The 22,144-nt window shown below is 71.4% G+C and carries 17 protein-coding genes; 11 read left to right on the top strand and 6 right to left on the bottom strand.

Annotation, left to right across the window (positions count from 1 at the left end):
* Nucleotides 1–7: 7 nt before the first annotated feature.
* The 8 genes from ACZ4D5_RS08705 (at nucleotide 8) to ACZ4D5_RS08670 (ending at nucleotide 8,713) form a co-directional block, all read left to right on the top strand.
* Nucleotides 8–1,300, top strand: a complete 1,293-nt coding sequence (locus tag ACZ4D5_RS08705) for an inositol-3-phosphate synthase (RefSeq protein WP_467771635.1) — start codon at nucleotides 8–10, stop codon at nucleotides 1,298–1,300.
* Complete coding sequence (locus ACZ4D5_RS08700) at nucleotides 1,297–2,382, top strand: SCO3242 family prenyltransferase (protein WP_467771634.1); 1,086 nt, start codon at nucleotides 1,297–1,299, stop codon at nucleotides 2,380–2,382. The genes ACZ4D5_RS08705 and ACZ4D5_RS08700 overlap by 4 nt, the downstream gene beginning before the upstream one ends.
* Nucleotides 2,379–3,422, top strand: a complete 1,044-nt coding sequence (locus ACZ4D5_RS08695; RefSeq protein ID WP_467771633.1) for a sugar phosphate isomerase/epimerase family protein — start codon at nucleotides 2,379–2,381, stop codon at nucleotides 3,420–3,422. The genes ACZ4D5_RS08700 and ACZ4D5_RS08695 overlap by 4 nt, the downstream gene beginning before the upstream one ends.
* A complete protein-coding gene (locus ACZ4D5_RS08690) occupies nucleotides 3,419–4,093 on the top strand; it encodes an EboA domain-containing protein (protein WP_467771632.1) in 675 nt (224 codons plus the stop codon). Before ACZ4D5_RS08695 ends, ACZ4D5_RS08690 begins: the two co-directional genes overlap by 4 nt.
* Nucleotides 4,093–4,941 carry a TatD family hydrolase gene (locus tag ACZ4D5_RS08685; protein ID WP_467771631.1) on the top strand — a complete coding sequence of 283 codons (849 nt, stop codon included), beginning with the start codon at nucleotides 4,093–4,095 and terminating at the stop codon, nucleotides 4,939–4,941. Before ACZ4D5_RS08690 ends, ACZ4D5_RS08685 begins: the two co-directional genes overlap by 1 nt.
* Before the next feature lie 3 nt (nucleotides 4,942–4,944).
* A complete protein-coding gene (gene eboE, locus ACZ4D5_RS08680; protein WP_467771630.1) occupies nucleotides 4,945–6,114 on the top strand; it encodes a metabolite traffic protein EboE in 1,170 nt (389 codons plus the stop codon).
* Nucleotides 6,111–7,502, top strand: a complete 1,392-nt coding sequence (locus ACZ4D5_RS08675; protein WP_467771629.1) for a nucleotide pyrophosphatase/phosphodiesterase family protein — start codon at nucleotides 6,111–6,113, stop codon at nucleotides 7,500–7,502. The genes eboE and ACZ4D5_RS08675 overlap by 4 nt, the downstream gene beginning before the upstream one ends.
* Before the next feature lie 143 nt (nucleotides 7,503–7,645).
* Nucleotides 7,646–8,713 (top strand): sugar phosphate isomerase/epimerase family protein, encoded by a 1,068-nt coding sequence (locus ACZ4D5_RS08670; RefSeq protein WP_467771628.1) that lies wholly within the window; start codon nucleotides 7,646–7,648, stop codon nucleotides 8,711–8,713.
* 73 nt (nucleotides 8,714–8,786) lie between these two features.
* On the opposite strand, the gene ACZ4D5_RS08665 is transcribed toward ACZ4D5_RS08670, so the two are convergent.
* The 5 genes from ACZ4D5_RS08665 to ACZ4D5_RS08645 form a co-directional block, all read right to left on the bottom strand.
* The gene (locus ACZ4D5_RS08665) at nucleotides 8,787–10,166 is read right to left on the bottom strand and encodes an OFA family MFS transporter (protein WP_467771627.1); all 1,380 of its coding nucleotides are present in this window, start codon (nucleotides 10,164–10,166) and stop codon (nucleotides 8,787–8,789) included.
* A gap of 1 nt (nucleotide 10,167) precedes the next feature.
* Nucleotides 10,168–11,556 (bottom strand): OFA family MFS transporter, encoded by a 1,389-nt coding sequence (locus tag ACZ4D5_RS08660; RefSeq protein WP_467771626.1) that lies wholly within the window; start codon nucleotides 11,554–11,556, stop codon nucleotides 10,168–10,170.
* Between the two features lie 122 nt (nucleotides 11,557–11,678).
* Entirely contained in the window at nucleotides 11,679–13,832 is a 2,154-nt protein-coding gene (locus ACZ4D5_RS08655) for an acetate--CoA ligase family protein (RefSeq protein ID WP_467771625.1), read from the bottom strand.
* A gap of 3 nt (nucleotides 13,833–13,835) precedes the next feature.
* Nucleotides 13,836–15,065, bottom strand: a complete 1,230-nt coding sequence (gene frc, locus ACZ4D5_RS08650; protein WP_467771624.1) for a formyl-CoA transferase — start codon at nucleotides 15,063–15,065, stop codon at nucleotides 13,836–13,838.
* Between the two features lie 15 nt (nucleotides 15,066–15,080).
* Complete coding sequence (locus ACZ4D5_RS08645) at nucleotides 15,081–16,766, bottom strand: thiamine pyrophosphate-binding protein (RefSeq protein ID WP_467771623.1); 1,686 nt, start codon at nucleotides 16,764–16,766, stop codon at nucleotides 15,081–15,083.
* A 166-nt stretch (nucleotides 16,767–16,932) separates the two neighbouring features.
* Here ACZ4D5_RS08645 and sucC point away from each other — a divergent pair, with 166 nt between their 5' ends.
* The 3 genes from sucC (at nucleotide 16,933) to ACZ4D5_RS08630 (ending at nucleotide 20,684) form a co-directional block, all read left to right on the top strand.
* Nucleotides 16,933–18,117: an ADP-forming succinate--CoA ligase subunit beta gene (gene sucC / locus ACZ4D5_RS08640; RefSeq protein ID WP_467771622.1), complete on the top strand. Its 1,185-nt coding sequence runs from the start codon at nucleotides 16,933–16,935 to the stop codon at nucleotides 18,115–18,117.
* A gap of 11 nt (nucleotides 18,118–18,128) precedes the next feature.
* The gene (gene sucD / locus ACZ4D5_RS08635; protein ID WP_467771621.1) at nucleotides 18,129–19,007 is read left to right on the top strand and encodes a succinate--CoA ligase subunit alpha; all 879 of its coding nucleotides are present in this window, start codon (nucleotides 18,129–18,131) and stop codon (nucleotides 19,005–19,007) included.
* A 117-nt stretch (nucleotides 19,008–19,124) separates the two neighbouring features.
* On the top strand, nucleotides 19,125–20,684 hold the full coding sequence (locus ACZ4D5_RS08630) for an aldehyde dehydrogenase family protein (protein WP_467771620.1): 1,560 nt from the start codon (nucleotides 19,125–19,127) through the stop codon (nucleotides 20,682–20,684).
* 63 nt (nucleotides 20,685–20,747) lie between these two features.
* Here ACZ4D5_RS08630 and ACZ4D5_RS08625 read toward each other — a convergent pair whose 3' ends face one another.
* Nucleotides 20,748–22,091, bottom strand: coding sequence for a DUF2254 domain-containing protein (locus ACZ4D5_RS08625; protein WP_467771619.1), 1,344 nt, complete (start codon nucleotides 22,089–22,091; stop codon nucleotides 20,748–20,750).
* Between the last annotated feature and the right edge of the window lie 53 nt (nucleotides 22,092–22,144).

Here is a 22,144-nt window from a genome sequence, read left to right as displayed (position 1 = left end):
GGCAGCCGTGTCCACATCCGCGCTCGCTACTTCGTCCCCTACTTCCGCCCCTTCCGCCCCTTCCGCCGGGACGCCACTCGTCGGGGTCTGGCTGATCGGGGCGCGCGGTTCGGTCGCGACCACGGCCGTCGCCGGGTGCGCGGCGGTCGCGGCGGGACTGCGGCCGCCCACCGGCATGGTGACCGAGACACCTCCCTTCACGGGCAGCGGGCTGCCGACGTTGTCGTCGCTCGTCTTCGGTGGCCACGACACCGTCAACTGCCCCCTGCCCAAACGGGCCGAGGAACTCGCCTCCGGCGGCGTCCTGCCGCACGGCCTGCCCTCGGCGGTGGGCGCCGAACTCGCCGCGGCGGACGCGGAGATCCGCCCGGGCGGACCGCTGCCGGGCGACTCCCGCAGCGACGAGGAACTGATCGACGCCTTCACCGCCGACCTGCGCGACTTCGTACGCCGCCGGGGCCTCGCCCACGCGGTGGTCGTGAACGTCGCCTCGACGGAGCCCCTGCCCGCAAACGGCGACCCGCGGCTGCCCGCCAGCTCGCTCTACGCGGCCGCCGCGCTGCGGGCCGGCTGCCCGTACGTGAACTTCACCCCCTCCGCGGGCCTGCACCACCCCCGCCTCGCCGACGCCGCCCTCTCCTGCGGCCTGCCCTCCGCGGGCCGTGACGGCAAGACCGGCCAGACGCTGCTCCGCTCGGTGCTCGGCCCGATGTTCGCGCAGCGGGCGCTCGCCGTGCGGTCCTGGTCGGGCACGAACCTCCTGGGCGGCGGCGACGGAGCGGCCCTCGCCGACCCGGCCGCGGCCGCCGCGAAGAACGCCGGCAAGGAACGCGTCCTCGCCGACACGCTGGGCTCCGCCCCCGAGGGCGAGGTCCACATCGACGACGTGCCGTCCCTCGGCGACTGGAAGACGGCCTGGGACCACATCGCCTTCGACGGTTTCCTCGGCACGCGGATGGTCCTGCAGACCACCTGGCAGGGCTGCGACTCGGCCCTCGCGGCCCCCTTGATCCTGGACCTCGCCCGCCTCACCTCCCGCGCCCACACCCGAGGCCTCACCGGCCCGCTGCCCGCCCTCGCCTTCTACTTCAAGGACCCGGTGGGGGACGCGCCGTCCGCGCTGGGGGAGCAGTTCGCGGAACTGGTGGGGTTCGCAGGGGTGTTGGGGGGCTCAGGGGGGAGCCTGGGTGCGGGTGCGGGTGCGGGTGCGGGTGCGGATGTGCGTGTGGATGCGGATACGGATGTGGGTTCGGGTGTGTTCTCGGACTTGGGCCCGGTCCCGGCAGGGGAGGGCATATGAGCGTCGCGCGCGACTGGGCCGAACTGCTGCGGGTCCCCGCCCTGTTCACCGTCCCGGGCGACGCGCTCACCGGGGCGGCGGCGACCGGACTGCGCCCCAACCACCGCACCTTCCTTGCCATCGGATCCTCCCTCTGCCTGTACGAGGCCGGCATGGCTCTCAACGACTGGGCGGACCGTGCCGAGGACGCCGTCGAGCGCCCCGAGCGGCCCCTGCCCTCCGGCCGCATCACCCCACCCGCGGCCCTCGCCGCAGCCGCCGCCCTCACGGCCGCGGGCCTGACCCTGGCCTCCGCCGCGGGCCGCTCCTCCCTCGCGGTGGCGGGTGCCCTCGCCGGGACGGTGTGGGCCTACGACCTCGGCGTGAAGCACACTCCGGCAGGACCGGCAGCCATGGCCGCGGCCCGCGGCCTCGACCTGCTCCTGGGCGCGACCGCCACGGTGGGGCGGGGCGGTGGTCGGAGCGGCGGCGTGAACCGTGGCGCGGGTGGTCGGACCGGCGGCGTCGACCGTGGCGGTGGCAGCGGTGGTGGCGGTCGGAGCCGAGGCCTGAACCGTGCCCCGAACGATGGCCCGAGTCACCGCCCTGGCCACCGCCCGACCCGTGGTCCGAGCCACCGCCCGCCCCACCGCCCGAGCGCCAAGGCTGCCGCCCCCTCCGCCGGGATCCTCGCCGCCCACACCCTCGCCGTCACCGCCGTCTCCCGTCACGAGGCCCAGGGCGGCTCCTCCACCACCCCGCTGACCGCGCTGGCGGCGACGACCGTGCTGGGTCAAGTGGTGGGCGGGAGGCGGGGTTTGGGGAGGGCCTCCGACGCCGGATCGAACCAGGCCTCCGGCCGACAGGCCCTCCGCGGCGCGCTCGCCCTCGCCTACGTCGGCACCGCGGCCAAGCCCCTCTTCCACGCCGCCCTGAACCCCTCACCCCCCCTCATGCAACGCGCCGTCGGCGGCGGCATCCGCGCCATGATCCCGCTGCAGGCCGCGCTCGCCGCCCGCGCCGGCGCGGTGGGCACCGCCCTGCTGACGGCCGCCCTCGCACCCGCTGCCCGGAAGTTCGCACGGAAGGTGAGCGTCACATGAGCCGCACAGCGCCCCGGGCCCACCGCCCCCCGCACGGCGGACTCCGCTTCGGGTACGGCACCAACGGCCTCACCGACCTCCGCCTCGACGACGCCCTCGGCCTCCTCGCCGACCTCGGCTATGCGGGCGTCGGCCTGACCCTCGACCACATGCACCTCGACCCCCTCGCCCACGACCTCGCCGCCCGCACCCGCCACGTGGCGCGCAGACTCGCCGACCTGGGCCTGACCGCCACCGTCGAAACGGGCGCCCGCTATGTGCTCGACCCGCGCCGCAAGCACGGCCCCTCCCTCCTCGATCCCGACCCGGCCCGGCGGGCCGACCGTGTCCGTCTGCTGATCCGCGCCGTCCAGGTCGCCACCGACCTGGGCGCCCACGCCGTGCACTGCTTCAGCGGCATCACCCCGCCGGACACCCCGGACGACATCGCCTGGCGGCGCCTGGCCGACGCGCTCGGCCCCGTCCTCGACGCCGCTTCCGGCGCCGGGGTACCGCTCGCCGTCGAACCCGAACCCGACCATCTGCTCTCCTCCCTCGCCGACTTCCACCGCCTCCGTGAGGTCCTCGGCGACCCCGACCCCGGGCTCCTCGGCCTCACCCTCGACATCGGTCACTGCCAGTGCCTCGAACCGCTCCCTCCCACCGACTGCGTACGCGCCGCCGCGCCCTGGCTCAGGCACGTCCAGATCGAGGACATGCGCCGCGGCGTCCATGAACACCTGCCGTTCGGGGACGGGGAGATCGACTTCCCACCCGTACTCGAAGCCCTCGCCGCCACCGGCTACCAAGGGCTGACCGTCGTCGAACTGCCCCGCCACTCCCACGCGGGCCCCCAACTCGCCGCACACTCCATCGACTTCCTGCACAGCGCCGCCGATGCCGCCGGTGCTGCCGGTGCCCAAGCGGCTGAGGTTGCCGAAACGGCTGAGGCAGCCGAAGCCGTCGCGGCCCCGCGAGCCACCGCGAAGCCGCAGGCCTCCGCGACGCCGCACACCACCGCGGCCCCGCAAGCCGCCCTCGCCGAAGGAGGAACCCCGTGACCGACACCCCCGGAATCGCCGCCCTCCGCACCCACCTCGCAGCGGAGCTCGGCGGCGCCGCGCGGGCCTGGCTCGACCAGGCCACCGCCGAGGCCGCGGCCCACGGCGGCCGGCCGGAGCCCGAGGGCCGGGGCCCGGTCCCCACCTGGGAGGTGAGGTTCGCCGAGGCCGGACGCCGCTGCGGCCCCGAGTACGCCGACCCCGCCCGCGTCCTGCTCCTGCACGCCGCGCACGCCACCCCGGACACCCTGGCCCGTGTCTACGCCCAGGGCACCGCCGCCGAGCGCCGGGCCGTCCTGCACGCCCTGCCCCACCTGGTGCCGGGGCCCGAAGCCCTGCCCCTGGTCGAGGACGCCCTGCGCACCAACGACACCCGGCTCGTCGCAGCGGCCGTCGGCCCGTACGCCGCCGCGCACCTCGCCCCGCACGACTGGCGGCACGCCGTCCTCAAGTGCCTGTTCACCGGCGTCCCCGTGGACGCCGTCGCCGACCTGGCGAGGCGGGCCCGCGGCGACGCCGAACTCGCCCGCATGCTTGGCGACTACGCGAGCGAACGCTCCGCGGCGGGCCGCACCGTCCCCGGCGACCTGCACCGCGCCCTGGCCCTGACCGCCCCCGGGCCCGCCTCCGGCCCCGCGGCACCTTCCACCGGCGAGAAGCAGGAGTCCTGATGCGTATCTTCGATCCCCACATCCACATGACCTCCCGCACCACCGACGACTACCGGGCGATGTATGCGGCGGGGGTCCGCGCGGTCGTGGAGCCCGCCTTCTGGCTCGGCCAGCCCCGCACCTCGCCGGCCTCGTTCTACGACTACTTTGACTCCCTCCTCGGCTGGGAACCCTTCCGCGCCGCCCAGTACGGCATCGCCCACCACTGCACGATCGCCCTCAACCCCAAGGAGGCGAACGACCCCCGCTGCACCCCCGTCCTCGACGAACTCCCCCGCTATCTCGTCAAGGACAACGTCGTCGCCGTCGGCGAGATCGGCTACGACTCCATGACACCGGCCGAGGACGCCGCGCTCGCCACCCAGCTGCAGCTGGCCGCCGACCACGAACTGCCCGCTCTGGTGCACACCCCCCACCGCGACAAGCTCGCCGGGCTGCGCCGCACGATCGACGTCGTGCGCGAGTCCGCGCTGCCCCTGGACCGCGTCCTGATCGACCACCTCAACGAGACCACCGTCAAGGAGGCCAAGGACAGCGGCTGTTGGCTCGGCTTCTCCGTCTATCCCGACACCAAGATGGACGAGGAGCGGATGATCGCGATCCTGCGGGACGTCGGCCCCGAGAAGGTCCTGGTCAACTCGGCCGCCGACTGGGGAAAGAGCGACCCTCTCAAGACCCGCAAGGTGGCCGACGCGATGCTGGCCGACGGGTTCGGCGAGGACGACGTCGACCTGGTGCTGTGGCGCAACCCCGTCGCCTTCTACTCGCTCAGCGGCCGCCTCGCCCTCGACGTCCAGGAGCCGGGAGCCAGCCACGAGGGCAACTCCATCCTGCGCGGCGGTGCGTGAACCATGCGCTTCCGGCACCCCGACGGCTCCACCGTCCACCTCGCGTACTGCACGAACGTCCACCCGGCCGAGACCCTCGACGGTGTCCTCGCCCAACTCCGCGAGCACTGCGAGCCCGTGCGCAGACGGCTCGGCCGCGACCGCCTCGGCATCGGCCTGTGGCTCGCCAGGGGCGCCGCCCAGGCCCTGGTCACCGACCCCGCCGCGCTGCGCGGCCTGCGCACCGAACTCGACCGGCGGGGCCTGGAGGTCGTCACCCTCAACGGCTTCCCTTATGAGGGCTTCGGCGCCGAACAGGTCAAGTACCGCGTGTACAAGCCGGACTGGACGGATCCGGAGCGGCTCACCCACACCACCGACCTGGCCAGGCTGCTCGCCGCCCTGCTCCCGGACGACGTCACCGAAGGCACCATCTCCACCCTTCCGCTCGCCTGGCGCACCCCCTTCGACGCCGCCCGCGCCGAGACCTCCCGCACGGCCCTGACCGCGCTTGCCGGGCGCCTCGACGCCCTCGCCGAACTGACCGGCCGCTCGATCCGTATCGGCCTCGAACCGGAACCGGGCTGCACCGTAGAGACGACCGCCGACGCGATCGGTCCGCTCACCGCGGTCGGTCACGACCGCGTCGGTGTCTGCGTCGACACCTGTCACCTCGCCACCTCCTTCGAAGATCCGAAGACCGCCCTCGACGCCCTCGCCGCCGCGGGCATCCCTGTCGTCAAGTCGCAGCTCTCCGCCGCCCTGCACGCCGAACACCCCCGCCTCCCCGAGGTCCGCGAGGCCCTCGCCGCCTTCGACGAGCCCCGCTTCCTCCACCAGACCCGCACCCTGACCGCCGCCGGACTGCGCGGCACCGACGACCTCGGCGAGGCCCTCACCGCCCACGCCCTGCCCGACACGGCCCCCTGGCGCGCCCACTTCCACGTCCCCCTGCACGCGGCCCCCGCCGCGCCGCTCACCTCCACGCTCCCCGTGCTCCAGGACGCCCTGGCCCGCCTCGTCGGCGCTCCCGTCCCCCTCACCCGTCATCTCGAGGTCGAGACCTACACCTGGCAGGCCCTGCCGCCCGAGCTGCGCCCGCGCGGTCGCCCCCAGCTCGCCGAGGGCATCGCCGCGGAACTCGCCCTCGCCCGCGACCTGTTGACGGACCTCGGTCTGAAGGAGCTCCCATGACCCCGACCGGTGGCGGTCCCACCCCTCTCCTCGTCCTGGACGTCGTCGGCCTCACCCCGCGCCTCCTCGATCACATGCCGCACCTCAAAGCCCTCGGCCAGTCCGGCTCCCGCGCCCCGCTCGGGACCGTCCTGCCCGCCGTCACCTGCGCCGCCCAGTCCACGTTCCTCACCGGCACGACACCCGCCGAGCACGGCATCGTCGGCAACGGCTGGTACTTCCGCGAACTCGGCGACGTACTCCTGTGGCGTCAGCACAACGGTCTCGTCGCCGGCGACAAGCTGTGGGACGCCGCACGCCGCGCGCACCCCGGCTACACCGTCGCCAACATCTGCTGGTGGTACGCCATGGGCGCCGACACCGACATCACCGTCACCCCGCGCCCCGTCTACTACGCCGACGGCCGCAAAGAACCCGACTGCTACACCCGCCCCCCTTCGCTGCACGACGAACTCACCGACAAACTGGGCACGTTCCCCCTCTTCCACTTCTGGGGGCCCGGCGCCGACATCGTCTCCAGCCGCTGGATCGTGGACGCGACCCGCCACATCATCGACACCCGCCGCCCCGACCTGGCCCTGTGCTACCTCCCCCACCTCGACTACGACCTGCAGCGCTTCGGCCCCGACGACCCGCGCTCCTTTCAGGCGGCCGCCGACCTCGACGCGACCGTCGCGCCCCTCCTCGACGACGCCAAAGCGGAAGGCCGAACCGTCGTCGCCCTCTCCGAGTACGGCATCACCCGCGCGAACCGGCCCGTCGACATCAACCGCGCCCTGCGCCGCGCGGGCCTGCTGGAGGTGCACACCCAGGACGGCATGGAGTACCTCGACCCGATGGCCTCCCGCGCCTTCGCCGTCGCCGACCACCAGATCGCCCACGTCTACGTCCGCCGCCCCGAAGACCTGGACGCCACCCGCGCCGCCCTGAGCGATCTGCCCGGCGTCGAGCAACTCCTCGACGACGAGGGCAAGAAGGCCCACCACCTGGACCACCCGCGCTCCGGTGAACTCGTCGCCGTCGCGGAGCCGGACGCCTGGTTCACGTACTACTACTGGCTCGACGACGACCGCGCGCCCGACTTCGCGCAGCTCGTCGAGATCCACCGCAAACCCGGCTACGACCCCGTCGAGCTCTTCATGGACCCGCAGGACCCCTACGTCCGCGTCAAGGCCGCGGGCGCGCTGGCCCGCAAGAAGCTCGGCATGCGCTACCGCATGGCGGTCGTTCCGCTGGACCCGTCACCTATTCGCGGCAGCCATGGCCGCCTTCCCGCGAGCGAGAACGAAGGTCCGCTCATCCTGTGCTCCACCCCCCGCGCCGTCAGCGGCCGTGTCGCGGCCACCGAAGTGAAATCGCTCCTGCTCCACCTCGCGGGACTGGTCTGAATCCGGTCTGACCCGAATCCGGTCTGAAATCCCGCGTGATCTCCACTGAACCAGATGACGCGGGCCCTGCCATCAGGGCCCGACCCCGAGTGATCCCTGATCCCGTATTCGAACCCATCCCTGATGTGACCCCGGGAGACCGCATGAGCCCCAAGCCCGCCTCCGCCGACCCCGAACTCGCCCACAGACTCAGCAGACGCGGCGCGCTCGGCGTGGCCGCCGGTGCCGCCGCCGCGGCGCTCATCGGCGCGGCCACCCCGGCCACCGCCTCCACCCGGGCCGCTGCCTCCGCCGCGGCCGCGGGCAAGGGCCACGGCCGCCCCGTCCTGCCGCCCGGCCGGCTCGGCATCCAGCTCTACAGCCTCCGCGACAAGGTCTCCACCGTCGGATTCGCCCCTGTCTTCGCCGAGTTGGAGAAGTACGGATACGACGAGATCGAGTTCGCCGGATACACCCAGGGCTCGGCGGGCGCCATCACCCTCGCCCAGCTCAAGGCGCTCGCCCGCGACCACGGACTCCACCCCATCGGCTCCCACGTCGGCTACTACGACGACAACAACCCGGGCGCGTACACGTTCGCGCAGAACCTCACCAAGGTCCTCGACGACGCCGAGGCCCTCGGCCTCAAGCACATCGGCACCGCGTCAGGGCCCTTCCGCTACGGCACGACCGTCGACGCGTGGAAGCGCGCGGCGGAGGACTTCAACACCTATGGCGAGGCAGCCCGCCAACGCGGCATGAAGTTCTACCAGCACAACCACGCCGAGGAGTTCTCCTTCGCCACCGACAAGCCGAACGTCCGCCTCTACGATGTGCTGCTCGCCGAGACCGACCCCGACTTCGTGTACCTGGAGATGGACATCTACTGGGCCTACTGCGCCCAGTTCCGCTTCGGCAAGCGGCCCGACGGCAGGCCCGCCCCCTTCGATCCGCTCGACTACGTACTCAAGCGGCCCCACCGTTACCCGCTGTTCCACGTCAAGGACGGCGTCCGCGACGAGACGACGCGCGACGGCTACCGCATGACGGACGTCGGGGACGGCGACATCGATTACAAGAGGTTCCTGTCGAAGGTGACCGCCCGCACCCACCAGGGGCGGCGCTACCACCACTGGCAGACCGAGCACGACAACCCCGTCGAGTCCTACGCCTTCGCCCGCAAGTCCAGCGAGCACCTGCACTCGCTGCGCGGCGGCCGCTGCGGCGACTGACCGCGCGAGGACACCGATGGGGCCCTCCCGCCCGGCGGCGGAAGGGCCCCGTCGGCGAGCGCAGGCGCCGAGGTCAGACGAGAGCGTCACGCGCGCGTGGCGCTGTCGGCTGGCGCAGCAGCAAGGAGAGGCCCGCGGCGAGCAACGACACCACCCCGGCGGTCGTGTAGGCGCCGACGTAGCCCCAGGAGTTCACGACCATCGCGCCCAGGCCGCCGCCGAACAGCCCGGAGACCAGCTTGGCGCTGTAGACCATGCCGTAGTTGGAGGCGTTGTTGTTCTCTCCGAAGTAGTCGGGCACCAGCGCGGCAAACAGGGGGTAGAACGCGCCGCCCGCGAAGCCGGACAGGAACGCGAAGACGAGGAAGAGCGGCTGATGGCCGATCTCGCCCGCCCACAGCACTCCGAACTGCCCCACCGCGAGCACCAGACACACGTACGTCAGGGTGTGCCGCCTGCCGAGCCGGTCGGAGAGCCAGCCCACCACGCCGCGCCCCGTGCCGTTGATCACCGACATCACGCCCATCGACGACGCCGCGATGAGTGGACCGAAGCCCATCTCCTTCGCGAACGGCACCTGGAAGGAGATCCCGAAGATCGACACGCCCGCGCAGCAGAGCATGCACACCCACATCAACGGGATCACCCCGGTGCGCAGGGCCTCCCCAGGGGTGAACTGCCGTGCCGCGGGCGGGTTCTTGGCCAGGGCCGTCGCCGTGCGGGTGTCACCGTCGAGCCGCAGCGGATCCACGTCGGCCGGCCACCAGTTCTTCGGCGGATCCTTGAAGTACAGGCCCGCCACCAGGGTCACCGCGAGCACGTAGAAACCGACGAGGTCCAGCACGGTCCGGTAGTTGGACGTGTCGAAGCCGTACGAGAACAGGAAGATGAACGGCACCGCTCCGTAGGCGAAGGCGCCGTTGACGAAACCCGTCTTGCCGCCGCGCCGTTCCGGATACCACTTGCCGACCATGTTGACGCAGGTCGAGTAGATCAGCCCGGAGCCGACGCCCCCGAGGAGGCCGAAGCCGGCCATGGCCATCGCCACGCTCGACGCGTGGCTGAGGCTGACGAAGCCGAGCAGGGACAGGACCGAACCGGTCAGCATCGCCGCCCTGCTGCTCAGGATGCCCTTCTCGCGCAGCTTGCCCGCGGGGAAGGAGACGGCGGCCTGGAAGAAGATCCAGACGCTGAGCACCCAGAATGTGTTCGACGACGTCCAGTGGTGGGCGGCGGACAGGGTGTCCTCGGCCGCTCCGTAGGCGTACTCGAAGACGCTGATGGCGAGCATGGCCGCCCAGGGCAGCGCCACCATCGTCCAGCGTGGTCGGCCGAGGATCTCCCGGTCGCTCTCGCCGATGCGGTAGACGCGGCCGCGCGCGTCCACGACTTCTCTGTACGTCGTGTCGGGGTCGACCGGCGCGTGCTGTCCGGCGATGGGCTCCGCCGTCATGTCAAGCCATCTCCTCACCGAGGGGTTGCGGGTTGGGGCTGATGTCCTTGGATTTCGGCCTGCCGGGTTGCGACAGGAAGAGTGCGACGAACCCTGCGAACAGGGAGATCGAGCCGGCCAGGGTGAAGGCCCCGGTGTGGCCCCAGTGGCTCACCACCACGGCGCCCATGCCGGAGCCGAGGAGCCCGGAGACCAGCTTGGAGCTGTAGACCAGGCCGTAGTTGGAGGCGTTGTTGTTCTCGCCGAAGTAGTCCGCCGTCATGGCCGCGAACATCGGGAAGATGGCACCGCCACCGAACCCGGAGACGCTGGAGAAGATCAGGAAGAGCGGAAGGCTCTTGATGTTCGCGGACCAGAGAATTCCGTACTGCGCGAGGCCGAGGACGACGCAGACGAAGATCAGGCAGCGCTTCCGTCCGTAGCGGTCCGAGAGCCAGCCGATGACGCCGCGGCCCGTGCCGTTCACGATGGCTTTGAGCGACATGGCCGTGGCGACGATTCCGCCGGCGAATCCGGCCTCCTCGCCGATGTCCACCTGGAATGCGATGCCGAAGATGTTCACGCCCGACGTGCACAGCAGGCAGAACCACATGAGCGCGACGCGGCCGGTCTGCCAGGCCTCCTTCGGGGTGTACTGCCGTACGGCGGGCGGGTTCATCCGCAGTGCGCGACGGGCCCGTGGGTCGTCCGGCGGGCGCAGCGGGTCGACGTCGGCGGGCCACCAGTTCTTCGGCGGGTCCTGGAAGAAATGGCCCGCCGCGGCGACCACCACCGCGAGCAGGACACCGACGGAGACCAGGACCCACCGGAAATTCGTGAGGTCCATGTAGCCGGTGAAGAGGAACACGAAAGGAACCGAGCCATAGGCGAATCCGCCGTTGACGAATCCGGTCTTTCCGCCCTTCCGCTCCGGATACCACTTGCCGACCATGTTGACGCAGGTCGCGTAGACCATTCCGGCGCCCATGCCGCTGAACATGCCGAAACCGATGTACGCGACGATCACGTGCGGCGCGAAAGCCAGTGACAGATAGCCCAAGAAGGTGCCGAGCGCACCGAGCATCATCGCCCAGCGGGCGGGCAGTTTTCCGCTCTCGCGGAGTTTGCCCGCGGGAAAGGCCACCGCGGCCTGGAAGAACACCCAGACACCGAGCATCCAGAAGATGTGCAGGCTGCTCCAGTGGTGCGCGGTGTGCAGCGTGTCCTCGGCGGAGGCGAACGCGTACTCGGCCGAGCTGATGCCCATCATGCCCACCCACGGCAGGATGACCATCCACTTGCGTTTGCGGCCCATGATGTCGATGTCGGTCTCGCCGACCCGGTACGTCCGGCCGTTGGCGTCCCTCACCTCCCGGTACGGGACGGCTGTGGGTATGTCGGTGGTCGTCATGTCGCTCAGCACCCCTTGCGTCGGAAAGATCCCGGCCAGCGCCCCCTGTCCTGTCCCTTTCGTGTGCGCACGGGTCCCGGGTCCGGCCGGCGCGCACCGCCGGCAGGACCGCACCGGTCACCTCATCGACCGCCCCCCAACTGTCCGGCCGCACGCGCCCAGCGGTACTTGGCCCCGAGTGCGGCGACCGGCTTCTCGGTCGTGTAGGGGTACGCCACGACGCCCCGCTCGAAGAGGTACTGGCAGGCCTCCTCCACCTCGACGTCGCCCGCGAGGGAGGCCACCACGGGCTTCTCGATGCCGCGCTCGCGGAACTCCGCGACGACGCGGGCCGTGAGTTCGGCGAAGACCATGGGCGGGGTGACGATGGTGTGCCAGTAGCCGAGGACGAGCGCGTGGACGCGGGGGTCCTCCAGGCCGAGCCTGATCGTCGCCTCGTACGTGGAGGGCGGCTCGCCGCCCGTGATGTCGACGGGGTTGCCCGCGGCCCCGAAGGGCGGGATGAACGCCTTGAAGGCCGCGTCCAGGTCCTCGGGGATGTCCATCAGCCGCAGGCCGTTGTCGGTCACGGCGTCGGAGAGCAGCACGCCCGAGCCGCCCGCCCCCGTGATGATGACGATGTCGTCGCCCTTGGGGGTGGGCAGGACCGGCAACGCGCGCGCGTACTCGAGCATGTCGTTCAGACCGGGGGCCCGGATGACGCCCGCCTGCTTCAGGATGTCGTCGTACACGGCGTCGTCGCCCGCCAGCGCGCCCGTGTGTGATCCCGCGGCCTTCGCGCCCGCCGCCGTGCGTCCCGCCTTCAGGACCACGACCGGTTTCCTGGGGACCGTCGCCCGCGCGGCCTCGACGAACGCGCGGCCGTCCTTGAGGTCCTCCAAGTGCATGGCGATGCACTGGGTGTGGGGGTCCTCGCCGAACCACGTCAGCAGGTCGTCCTCGTCGAGGTCCGCCTTGTTGCCGAGCCCGACGATCGCCGAGACACCCGTCTTCGTGGTGCGTGCGAAGCCGAGGATCGCCATGCCGATGCCGCCCGACTGACTCGTCAGGGCGACCCCGCCCTTCACGTCGTACGGGGTGCAGAACGTGGCGCACAGGTCCTGCCACGTCGAGTAGTAGCCGTAGATGTTGGGCCCGAGAAGACGCACCCCGTAGCGCTCGCCGATCGCCACGACCTCTTCCTGGAGGGCGTGTTCGCCTGTCTCGGCGAACCCGGAGGGGATCAGGACGGCATTGGGGATGCCCTTGCGCCCCACCTCCTCCAGGGCCGACGCCACGAACGCGGCGGGGATCGCGAAGACCGCCACATCCACCTCACCGGGAACGTCCGTGACACTCTTGTACGCCTTGCGGCCCACGATGTCATCGGCCTTGGGGTTCACCGGATGGATCTCTCCGGAGAAGCCGCCGTCGATGAGGTTGCGCATCACCGAGTTGCCGATCTTGCCCGGCTCGTTGGAGGCGCCGATGACGGCGACGGAGCGGGGCCGCATCAGCCGGCGCATCGAAGCGAGCATCTGCGCGCGCGTGTAGCTGCGCCGTGCCTTGGGGGCCTCTTCGGAGAGGATGATCCGGATGTCCGCCGCGACCGCTCCCTGAGGGGTGGCGATCACCGGGTTGAGATCCACCTCCGCGATCTCGGGGAAGTCGGTGACCAGTTGGGAGACGCGGCGGATCTGCTCGGCGACCGCCGACCGGTCCACCGGCTCCGCGCCGCGCACTCCGCGCAGCACCTCCGCCGCCCTGATGGAGTCCAGCATGGAGGCGGCCTCGTCGGAGTCGACGGGTGCCAGGCGGAACGTGACGTCCTTGAGGACCTCCACCAGGACACCGCCGAGTCCGAAGGCGACGACCTTCCCGAACGTCGGATCGGTCACCGCCCCCACGATGACCTCCTGGGCCGCGGGCCCGCCCGGCAGCAGCTCCTGCACCTGCACGCCGTCGATACGGGCCTCGGGGGCGTACGCGCGGGCGTTCTCGACGATCCGATGGAAGGCCGCGCGCACGTCGGCGGAGCCCGTCACGCCCACCACCACGCCCCCCGCGTCGGTCTTGTGCAGGATGTCCGGGGAGACGATCTTCATGACCACGGGTCCGTCGAAGCGCGCGGCGTGCGCCACGGCCTCGTCGACGTCGGTCGCGAGCTCCTCGCCGGGCACGGCGATTCCGTAGGCGTCCGCGATCACCTTTCCCTCGGGCGCGGTCAGCGACGTGCGCCCCTCGGCGCGCACCGAGTCGAGGAGGGCGCGCACCCTCAGCAGGCGGTCATCGGCCATCACTCAGATCACTCCGTCCGACTTGAGCAGGCGCAGTTCCTCGTCGCCGAGGCCGAGCTCGCCGATGAACACCTCTTCGTTGTGCTCGCCGAGCAGCGGTGAACTGACCACGTCCACGGGGGAGTCGGAGAGCTTCAGCGGGGAGCCGACGGTGGTGAACGAACCGCGCTCGGGGTGGGTGACCTCGACGACCATCTCGTTGGCGACCAGGGAGGCGTCCTCGATGATCTCCCTGGTGGAGAGGATCGGACCGCAGGGGATGTTGTGGGCGTTGAGCCGCTCCAGGACGTCCCACTTGGGCAGCGTGGAGGACCACTCCTCGATCAGCTGGAACATCTTGCCGAGCTTGGGCAGCCGTGCCTCCGGAGTGGCCCAGTCGGGATCGTCGGCCAGCTCCGGTCGCCCGATGAGTTCGGTGAGCGGCTGCCAGCCCACGGGCTGCACGATGACGTACACGTAGTCGTTGGGCCCGCCCGGCGCGCACTTGACGGCCCACCCGGGCTGCCCGCCGCCCGACGCGTTGCCCGAGCGCGGTACCTCGTCCCCGAAGTCCTCGTTGGGGTACTCCGCGAGCGGGCCGTGCGCCAGGCGCTGCTGGTCGCGCAGCTTGACCCGGCACAGGTTCAGTACGGCGTGCTGCATCGCCACGTTCACGCGCTGCCCGCGACCGGTGTTCTCCCTCTGGAAGAGGGCGGCGAGAATGCCCGCGACGGCGTGGATGCCCGTTCCGGAGTCACCGATCTGGGCGCCGGTGGCGAGCGGGGGGCCGTCCTCGAAGCCGGTCGTCGACATGGAACCGCCCATGGCCTGGGCGACCACTTCGTAGGCCTTGAAGTTGGTGTACGGGCCCTCTCCGAAGCCCTTGATCGAGGCGTAGACGATGCGCGGGTTGATCTCCTGGATGCGGTCCCAGGTGAAGCCCATGCGGTCCACGGCGCCAGGACCGAAGTTCTCCACCATCACGTCCGAGCGCCGGATCAGCTCGGTCAGGAGCTCCTTGCCGCGTTCGGTCTTGGTGTTGAGGGTGATGCTCCGCTTGTTGCAGTTGAGCATCGTGAAGTACAGCGAGTCGACGTCGGGGAGGTCGCGCAGCTGCTTGCGCGTGATGTCTCCGGTGGGTGCCTCCAGCTTCACCACGTCGGCGCCGAGCCAGGCGAGCAGCTGGGTGGCCGAGGGGCCGGACTGGACGTGCGTCATGTCGAGGACACGAATGCCTTCAAGAGCCTTGGTCATGGCTGTCAGGGCTCCTCACTTGTACATGGTCTGGTTCATGGTTCCGGGGGCGTACGCGTCCGGATCGACCCATACGTTGATCAGGGAGGGCTTGCCGGACTCGCGGGCGCGGCGCAGCGCGGGGCCGATGTCGGCGGGGTCGCGGACCTCCTCGCCGTGACCGCCGAGCATCTGCGCGAACTTGTCGTAATGGACGTCGCCGAGGGTGTTGCCGACCCGCTCGCGCTCCTGCCCGTACTTGGCCTTCTGGCCGTAACGGATCTGGTTCATCGAGGAGTTGTTGCCGACGATCCCGACGAAGGGCAGGTCGTAGCGCACCAGGGTCTCGAAGTCCCAGCCGGTGAGGCTGAAGGCGCCGTCTCCGAAGAGGGCCACCACTTCCTTGTCGGGGCGGGCCTGTTTGGCGGCGAGCACGAAGGGGATGCCGACGCCGAGCGTGCCGAGGGGGCCGGGATCCAACCAGTGGCCGGGCGACTTGGGCTGGACGACCTGCCCGGAGAAGGTGACGATGTCGCCGCCGTCGCCGATGTAGATCGAGTCTTCTGTGAGGAAGTCGTTGATCTCGCTCACCAGACGGTACGGATGGATGGGCGAGGCGTCGGACCTGAGGCTCGGCAGGCGCTTCTCGACGGCCGTCTGCTCGGCGGCGCGCAGTTCGTCGAGCCACTCCTTGCGCTTGGACGCGCCTCCGTTGACGCGCCCCGATGCGGCCTCGGTGACCGACCTCAGGATCAGCCCGGCGTCGCCGACGATGCCGAGGTCGATGTCCCTGTTCTTGCCGACGGTGCGGTAGTCGAGGTCGATCTGGACGACGGTGGCGTCCGGCGAGAGCCGCTTGCCGTAGCCCATGCGGAAGTCGAAGGGCGTGCCCACGATGACGATGAGGTCGGCGTTGGAGAAGGCGTAGCGCCGCGAGAGCTGGAAGTGGTGCGGGTCTCCGGGCGGCAGGGTGCCGCGCCCCGCGCCGTTCATGTAGGCGGGCACGTCGAGGGTGCGGACGAGTTCGACGGCGGACTCGGTGCCACGGGTCGTCCACACCTGGCCGCCGAGCAGGATGGCGGGCTTCTCGGCGTGCACGAGGAGGTCGGCGAGCCTCTCGACGGCCTCGGGGTCGCCGGCCGAGCGGGTCGACGCGCGGTAGCGCCCGGCCTCGGGGACGCGGGCCTTGTCGGCCGGCACCCTGGCGTCCAGCACGTCACGGGGTATCTCCAGGAAGGAGGGGCCCGGGGCGCCGTGGTAGCACTCGCGGAACGCCATCGACACCATGTCGGCCGCGCGGGCCGTGTCCGGCACGGTCGCGGCGAACTTGGTGACGGGCGTCATCATGTCGACGTGCGGCAGGTCCTGGAGCGACCCCATCTTGTGCTGGGTGTGGGCGCCTTGGCCGCCGATCAGCAGCATGGGGGACTCCGCGCGAAAGGCGTTGGCGACCCCGGTGACGGCGTCCGTCGTGCCGGGGCCCGCCGTCACCACGGCACAGCCGGGCTTGCCCGTGATGCGGGCGTAGCCGTCGGCGGCGTGGGCGGCGACCTGTTCGTGGCGTACGTCGACGACATCGATGCCCTCGTCGACGCAGCCGTCATAGATGTCGATGATGTGGCCGCCGCAGAGGGTGTAGATGACCTCCACGCCTTCCGCCTTGAGCGCCTTGGCGACCAGGTGTCCACCGGAGATGTGCTGCTGGCTGTTGTCGTCGGGCATGGCGAAGTCCTGTCCCTTCGTAGGGAAGTTGGAGTGCGCTCGCACGCTCTCGGGGGCGCCCTCGCAGTGGATTGCATACAGTCGACGAATACTGTATGAAGCTTGTTATCCCGCATCCGGTGGGTGGTGTCCAGGGGGCGTGCGGCACTTTCGGTCAGGAGCCGGAATGGACCTTTTCGAGCACCAGGCACGGCAACTCTTCGAAGAAAACGGCATCTTGGTGCCGCGCGCCGAGGTCGCCGACACGGCGGAGGAAGCACGCGCGGCCGCCGAGCGCCTGGGCGGCCGCGTCGTCGTCAAGGCCCAGGTCAAGACCGGGGGACGCGGCAAGGCGGGCGGCGTGAAGATGGCCGAGGATCCCGCGGCGGCACACATCACGGCACGGCAGATCCTCGGCATGGACATCAAGGGCCACACCGTGCGCACGGTCATGGTCGCCCAACCCGTCGACATAGAGGCCGAGTTCTACGTCTCCTATGTGCTGGACCGCGCCGAGGGTCGCTTCCTCGCGATCGCCTCGGCCGAGGGCGGCACGGAGATCGAGGAGGTCGCGGCGAGGCGCCCCGGGGCGGTGGCCCGTCTCGCGATCGACCCGAAGGAAGGAGTGACGCGGGCGAAGGCCGCCGACATCGCGGCCGCCGCGGGCCTCCCCGCCGACACGGTCGACACCTTGGTCCGACTCTGGCGCGTTCTGATCCGTGAGGACGCCCTCCTGGTGGAGGTCAATCCACTCGTCCGCACCACCCAGGGGGAGATCCTCGCCCTGGACGGCAAGATCACCCTCGACGACAACGCCCGCTTCCGCCAGCAGCGTTGGGGAGCCGAACACGAGACCCACGACGACGACCTGGAGGCGGTGGCCGCGGCCAAGGGCCTCCACTACGTGAAGCTGGACGGAGAGGTCGGCGTCATCGGCAACGGCGCCGGACTCGTCATGTCGACGCTCGACGTCGTCGCGGGCTGCGGCGCCCGTCCCGCCAACTTCCTCGACATCGGAGGCGGCGCTTCCGCCGAGGTCATGGCGGACGGCCTCTCTGTCGTCCTCTCCGACCCCTCCGTCAGGTCCGTCCTCGTGAACGTCTTCGGCGGCATCACCGCCTGCGACGCGGTCGCCGACGGCATCGTCCGGGCTCTGGAGACCGTCCAGTTGGCCAAACCCCTGGTGGTCCGCCTCGACGGGAACAGCGCCGCCCGAGGCCGCGCCGTCCTCGACGGCCGCGCCCACCCGCTGATCCAGCAGGCCACGACCATGGACGGCGCCGCACGCCGCGCCGCCGAACTCGCCGGCGCCCACCCCGCACCTCATGCGCCCCACACACCCCGCCCCGCCCACGCGACCGACGCACCCTAAGGAGCCGGGACATGGCGATCCACCTCACCAAGGGGAGCAAGGTCCTCGTCCAGGGCATGACGGGCGCGGTCGGCACGCGGCACACGCGACGCATGCTCGCCGCGGGCACGAACGTCGTCGGCGGCGTCAACCCCCGCAAGGCCGGCCGCACCGTCGACTTCGACGACCGAGCCGTCCCCGTCTTCGGCACGGTCCGCGACGGCATGGACGCCACCGACGCCGACGTCACGGTCGTCTTCGTGCCGCCCGCCTTCACCAAGGCAGCCGTGACCGAGGCGGCCGACGCCGGAATCGGACTCGCCGTCGTCATCACCGAGGGCGTCCCCGTCCACGACTCCGTCGCGTTCCTCTCGTACGCGAGAGAGCGCGGCACCCGTGTCATCGGCCCCAACTGCCCGGGCCTGACGACCCCCGGGCAGTCCAACGCGGGCATCATCCCCGCCGACATCACCAAGCCCGGACGCATCGGCCTGGTCTCGAAGTCCGGCACGCTCACCTACCAACTCATGTACGAGCTGCGCGACATCGGCTTCTCCACATGCGTGGGCATCGGGGGCGACCCCGTCGTCGGCACGACGCACATCGACTGCCTCGCCGCCTTCGAGGACGACCCCGACACCGAACTCGTCGTCCTCATCGGGGAGATCGGCGGCGACGCGGAGGAACGGGCGGCCGCGTACATCGAGAGGGCCGTCAGCAAGCCCGTCGTGGCCTACATCGCCGGGTTCACCGCCCCCGAGGGCAAGACGATGGGCCACGCGGGCGCGATCGTCTCCGGTTCGTCGGGCACCGCGCAGGCGAAGAGGGCCGCGCTGGAAGCCGTCGGCGTACGCGTGGGAAGGACGCCCACCGAGACGGCGCGGCTCGTGCTCGACCTCCTGGCGAAGTGAGCAACCCCTGACCGTCCGGCGAAACAACCCCTGATCTCCAGGGGAAGTGACCCCGAGCTCCGGAGGAAACGACCCCTGCTCCCGCCCCGACCGCCCACCGCGAGCGGAGACAACCAGATGACACCCCGAAACACCGCCCCGGACGCCCGCGTCCTCAAGGCCGGCACCGCCTGGGCCGACGCCTGGCAACGCTGCCTCGCCGCCGCGCCCGAGGCCTTCCGCGACGACCGCGTCCTGAACCTGTGGCACGGCACCTGGCAGGCCGACGGCCACGCCCTGCCCGCCACCAGCCCCGTCGACGGCACCCCCATCGCGGGACCGCCCCGCCTCGACGCCGCCACCGCACGGCAGGCCGTGCGCGCCGCGCTCGACCAGCACCGCGCCTGGCGGCACACCGCCCTGCCGGAGCGGCGCGCCCGCGTCGCGGCCACCCTCGACTCCCTCGCCCGGCACAGGGAGTTGCTCGCGCTGCTCCTCGTCTGGGAGATCGGCAAGCCCTGGCGTCTCGCCCAGGCCGACGTCGGCCGGGCCGTCGACGGCGTGCGCTGGTACGTCGACGGCATCGAACCCATGGTCGAGGGCAGGGCCCCGCTGGACGGTCCCGTGTCCAACATCGCGAGCTGGAACTATCCGATGAGCGTGCTCGTTCACACCATGCTGGTACAGGCATTGGCAGGGAACGCGGTCGTCGCCAAGACCCCGACCGACGGCGGCGTCGCCTGCCTCACCCTGGCCTGCGCCCTCGCCGCCCGCGAAGGGCTTCCCTTCACCCTCGTCAGCGGCAGCGGCGGCGAGCTGTCCGAAGCGCTCGTGCGCGCGCCCGAGATCGGCTGCGTCTCCTTCGTCGGCGGCCGCGACACGGGCGCGGCGGTCGCCACGGCCGTCGCCGACCTCGGCAAGCGGCACATCCTCGAACAGGAAGGACTGAACACCTGGGGTATCTGGAACCACACCGACTGGGACGCGTTCGCCGCGCTCGTTCCGGGGCTCTTCGACTACGGCAAGCAGCGCTGCACCGCGTACCCCCGCTTCGTCGTCCAGCGCGCCCTCTTCGACGAGTTCCTCGCCGCGTACCTCCCGGCGGTCCGCACCGTACGCGTCGGGCATCCGCTCGCGGTCGCCCACCCCGAGGACCCGTTCCCCGCGCTCGACTTCGGGCCCCTCATCAACGCGGCCAAGGCCAAGGAGCTCGCCGACCAGGTCTCCGAGGCCGTCGACCGGGGTGCCGTGCCGCTCCACCGCGGCGCGCGGGAGGCGGACCGTTTCCTGCCGGGCCAGGACACGAGCGCGTACCTCCAGCCCGTCACCCTCCTCAACCCGCCGCCGTCCTCACCGCTGCACCACGCGGAGCCGTTCGGCCCGGTCGACACGATCGTCCTGGTCGACACGGAGGCGGAGCTGCTCGCCGCCATGAACGCGTCGAACGGCGCGCTCGTCGCCACGCTCTCCACCGACGACCCGGCGACGTACGAACGCCTCGCGCCGCAGATCCGCGCCTTCAAGGTGGGCCGTGGGACACCGCGTTCGCGCGGTGACCGCGAGGAGCTCTTCGGCGGCTTCGGCGCGTCCTGGCGCGGGGCGTTCGTCGGCGGCGAGCTGCTCGTGCGCGCCGTCACCCGGGGCGCGGCGGGGGAGCGGCCACCGGGGAACTTCCCGAGCCGCCACCTCGTGGCGTGACGCACGCGCGGGCACCGGTCGGGGCGGGCCATGCCCCGGCCGGTGCCCGGCGCGCCCGCCGAGTCACCCGATGCCCTGCCGGTCCGGCCGCAGGGCGAACGAGCGGTCCGCTGCCTCGGGCACCGAGCGCTCCACGGCCTGCGCGAGGAGCTCCCGGTGCCGCAGGAGCGGCTCGCGGCGCTCCTCGGGGGCGAGCAGCAGCAGGTCGTCGAGCCCGGCCAGCATGCGCCGGGTCACCTGGGGGCTGCCGACCGCGCACCCCCGGATCTCGGCGAACCCGAGATCCACCAGCGCCGTCCAGTCCGGCACCGACTGCACGAGCCGCAGCGCCCCGCGCCGATCACGGTGACCGAGCGCCCCCAGCGGGTACGGGGCGATCGACGCGAGGAACTGCACGATGCGGTCCAGGGACTGCACGGCGGTGGTCGGATCGTTCACCGCGGGGGACAGGGCGCGCAGCGCGATGTCGGACAGCTGGCGCAGGCCGAACCCGAGATCCTGGTGGAAGGTCCGCTCCACCCCCACCGACACGGTGTAGCGCAGGGCGCGCCGCGACGGCGCCGCCCCGCCGTGCACAGTGAAGACGGGCGTTCCCGGCACCACGAAGTCGCCGATCCGCGGGATCAGCCGCAGTACGGCCCCCTGGCGACGGGCCGCCCGCACGGCGCGCGCGATGTTCACGTCCCGCAGGACGCCCGCCCTGCCGTGATGGGTGATCCGGGCGGTCTCGGGTCCGAGCTGCTCCGTGTCCACGGGCAGCTCCGTGGGCTGCTTCACGGCGACCCGGAACGACTCCCGGGCGATCCGGTCGATGACGAAGCCGATCCGCATCATCCGGACCGTCCCGTTCACGTACGCCACGAACAGCAACAGGCTCAGCAGCACCATCAGCAGCGCGAGCACCGACTCGATCAGCGGGACGCTCGTCAGCAGTGCCGGATCCCGCTCGCTGTCGAACGACGTCAGCGTCAGGAGCGAGAAGAGGAACGTCGTCATGAAGACGGTGAGCGTGATCTTGGTGATGCGGGACCGTACGTACAGCCGCACCACCCGCGGGCTGAACTGCCCGCTGGCCATCTGCACGGCCACCAGCGAGATGCTGAAGACGACACCGATGAAGGTCATCATGGCGCTGCCGATGGTGCTGATCACCGCCTTGGCGTCGTCGGCGACCCCCATGAGGTCCTTGATCGTGTCGTGGTCGCCGCTGTCCCGCAGCGCCGAGACGATCTCCGCGTCCAGCTCCGCCGCGACCCACCACAGGAGCATGATCCCGACGAGCCCGGCCGTCGGCGCGAACCACATGGTGTCCCGCAGATGCTCCCGCAGGGGAGACAGCATCCGGGGTCGGCGCACCTTCACGTCGCCGAGCGCTCCGGCCATCTCCGTAAACAACCCGTCACTCATGGTGAGACTGTAGGCCGGGTGGTCCAGGTCACCCGGCATCCCACGGCCGACGG

The sequence above is a fragment of the Streptomyces sp. NPDC025651 genome, from assembly GCF_055558735.1.
Note: the sequence above shows the minus strand (reverse complement) of the source record. Positions and strands in the feature narration are given on the sequence as shown.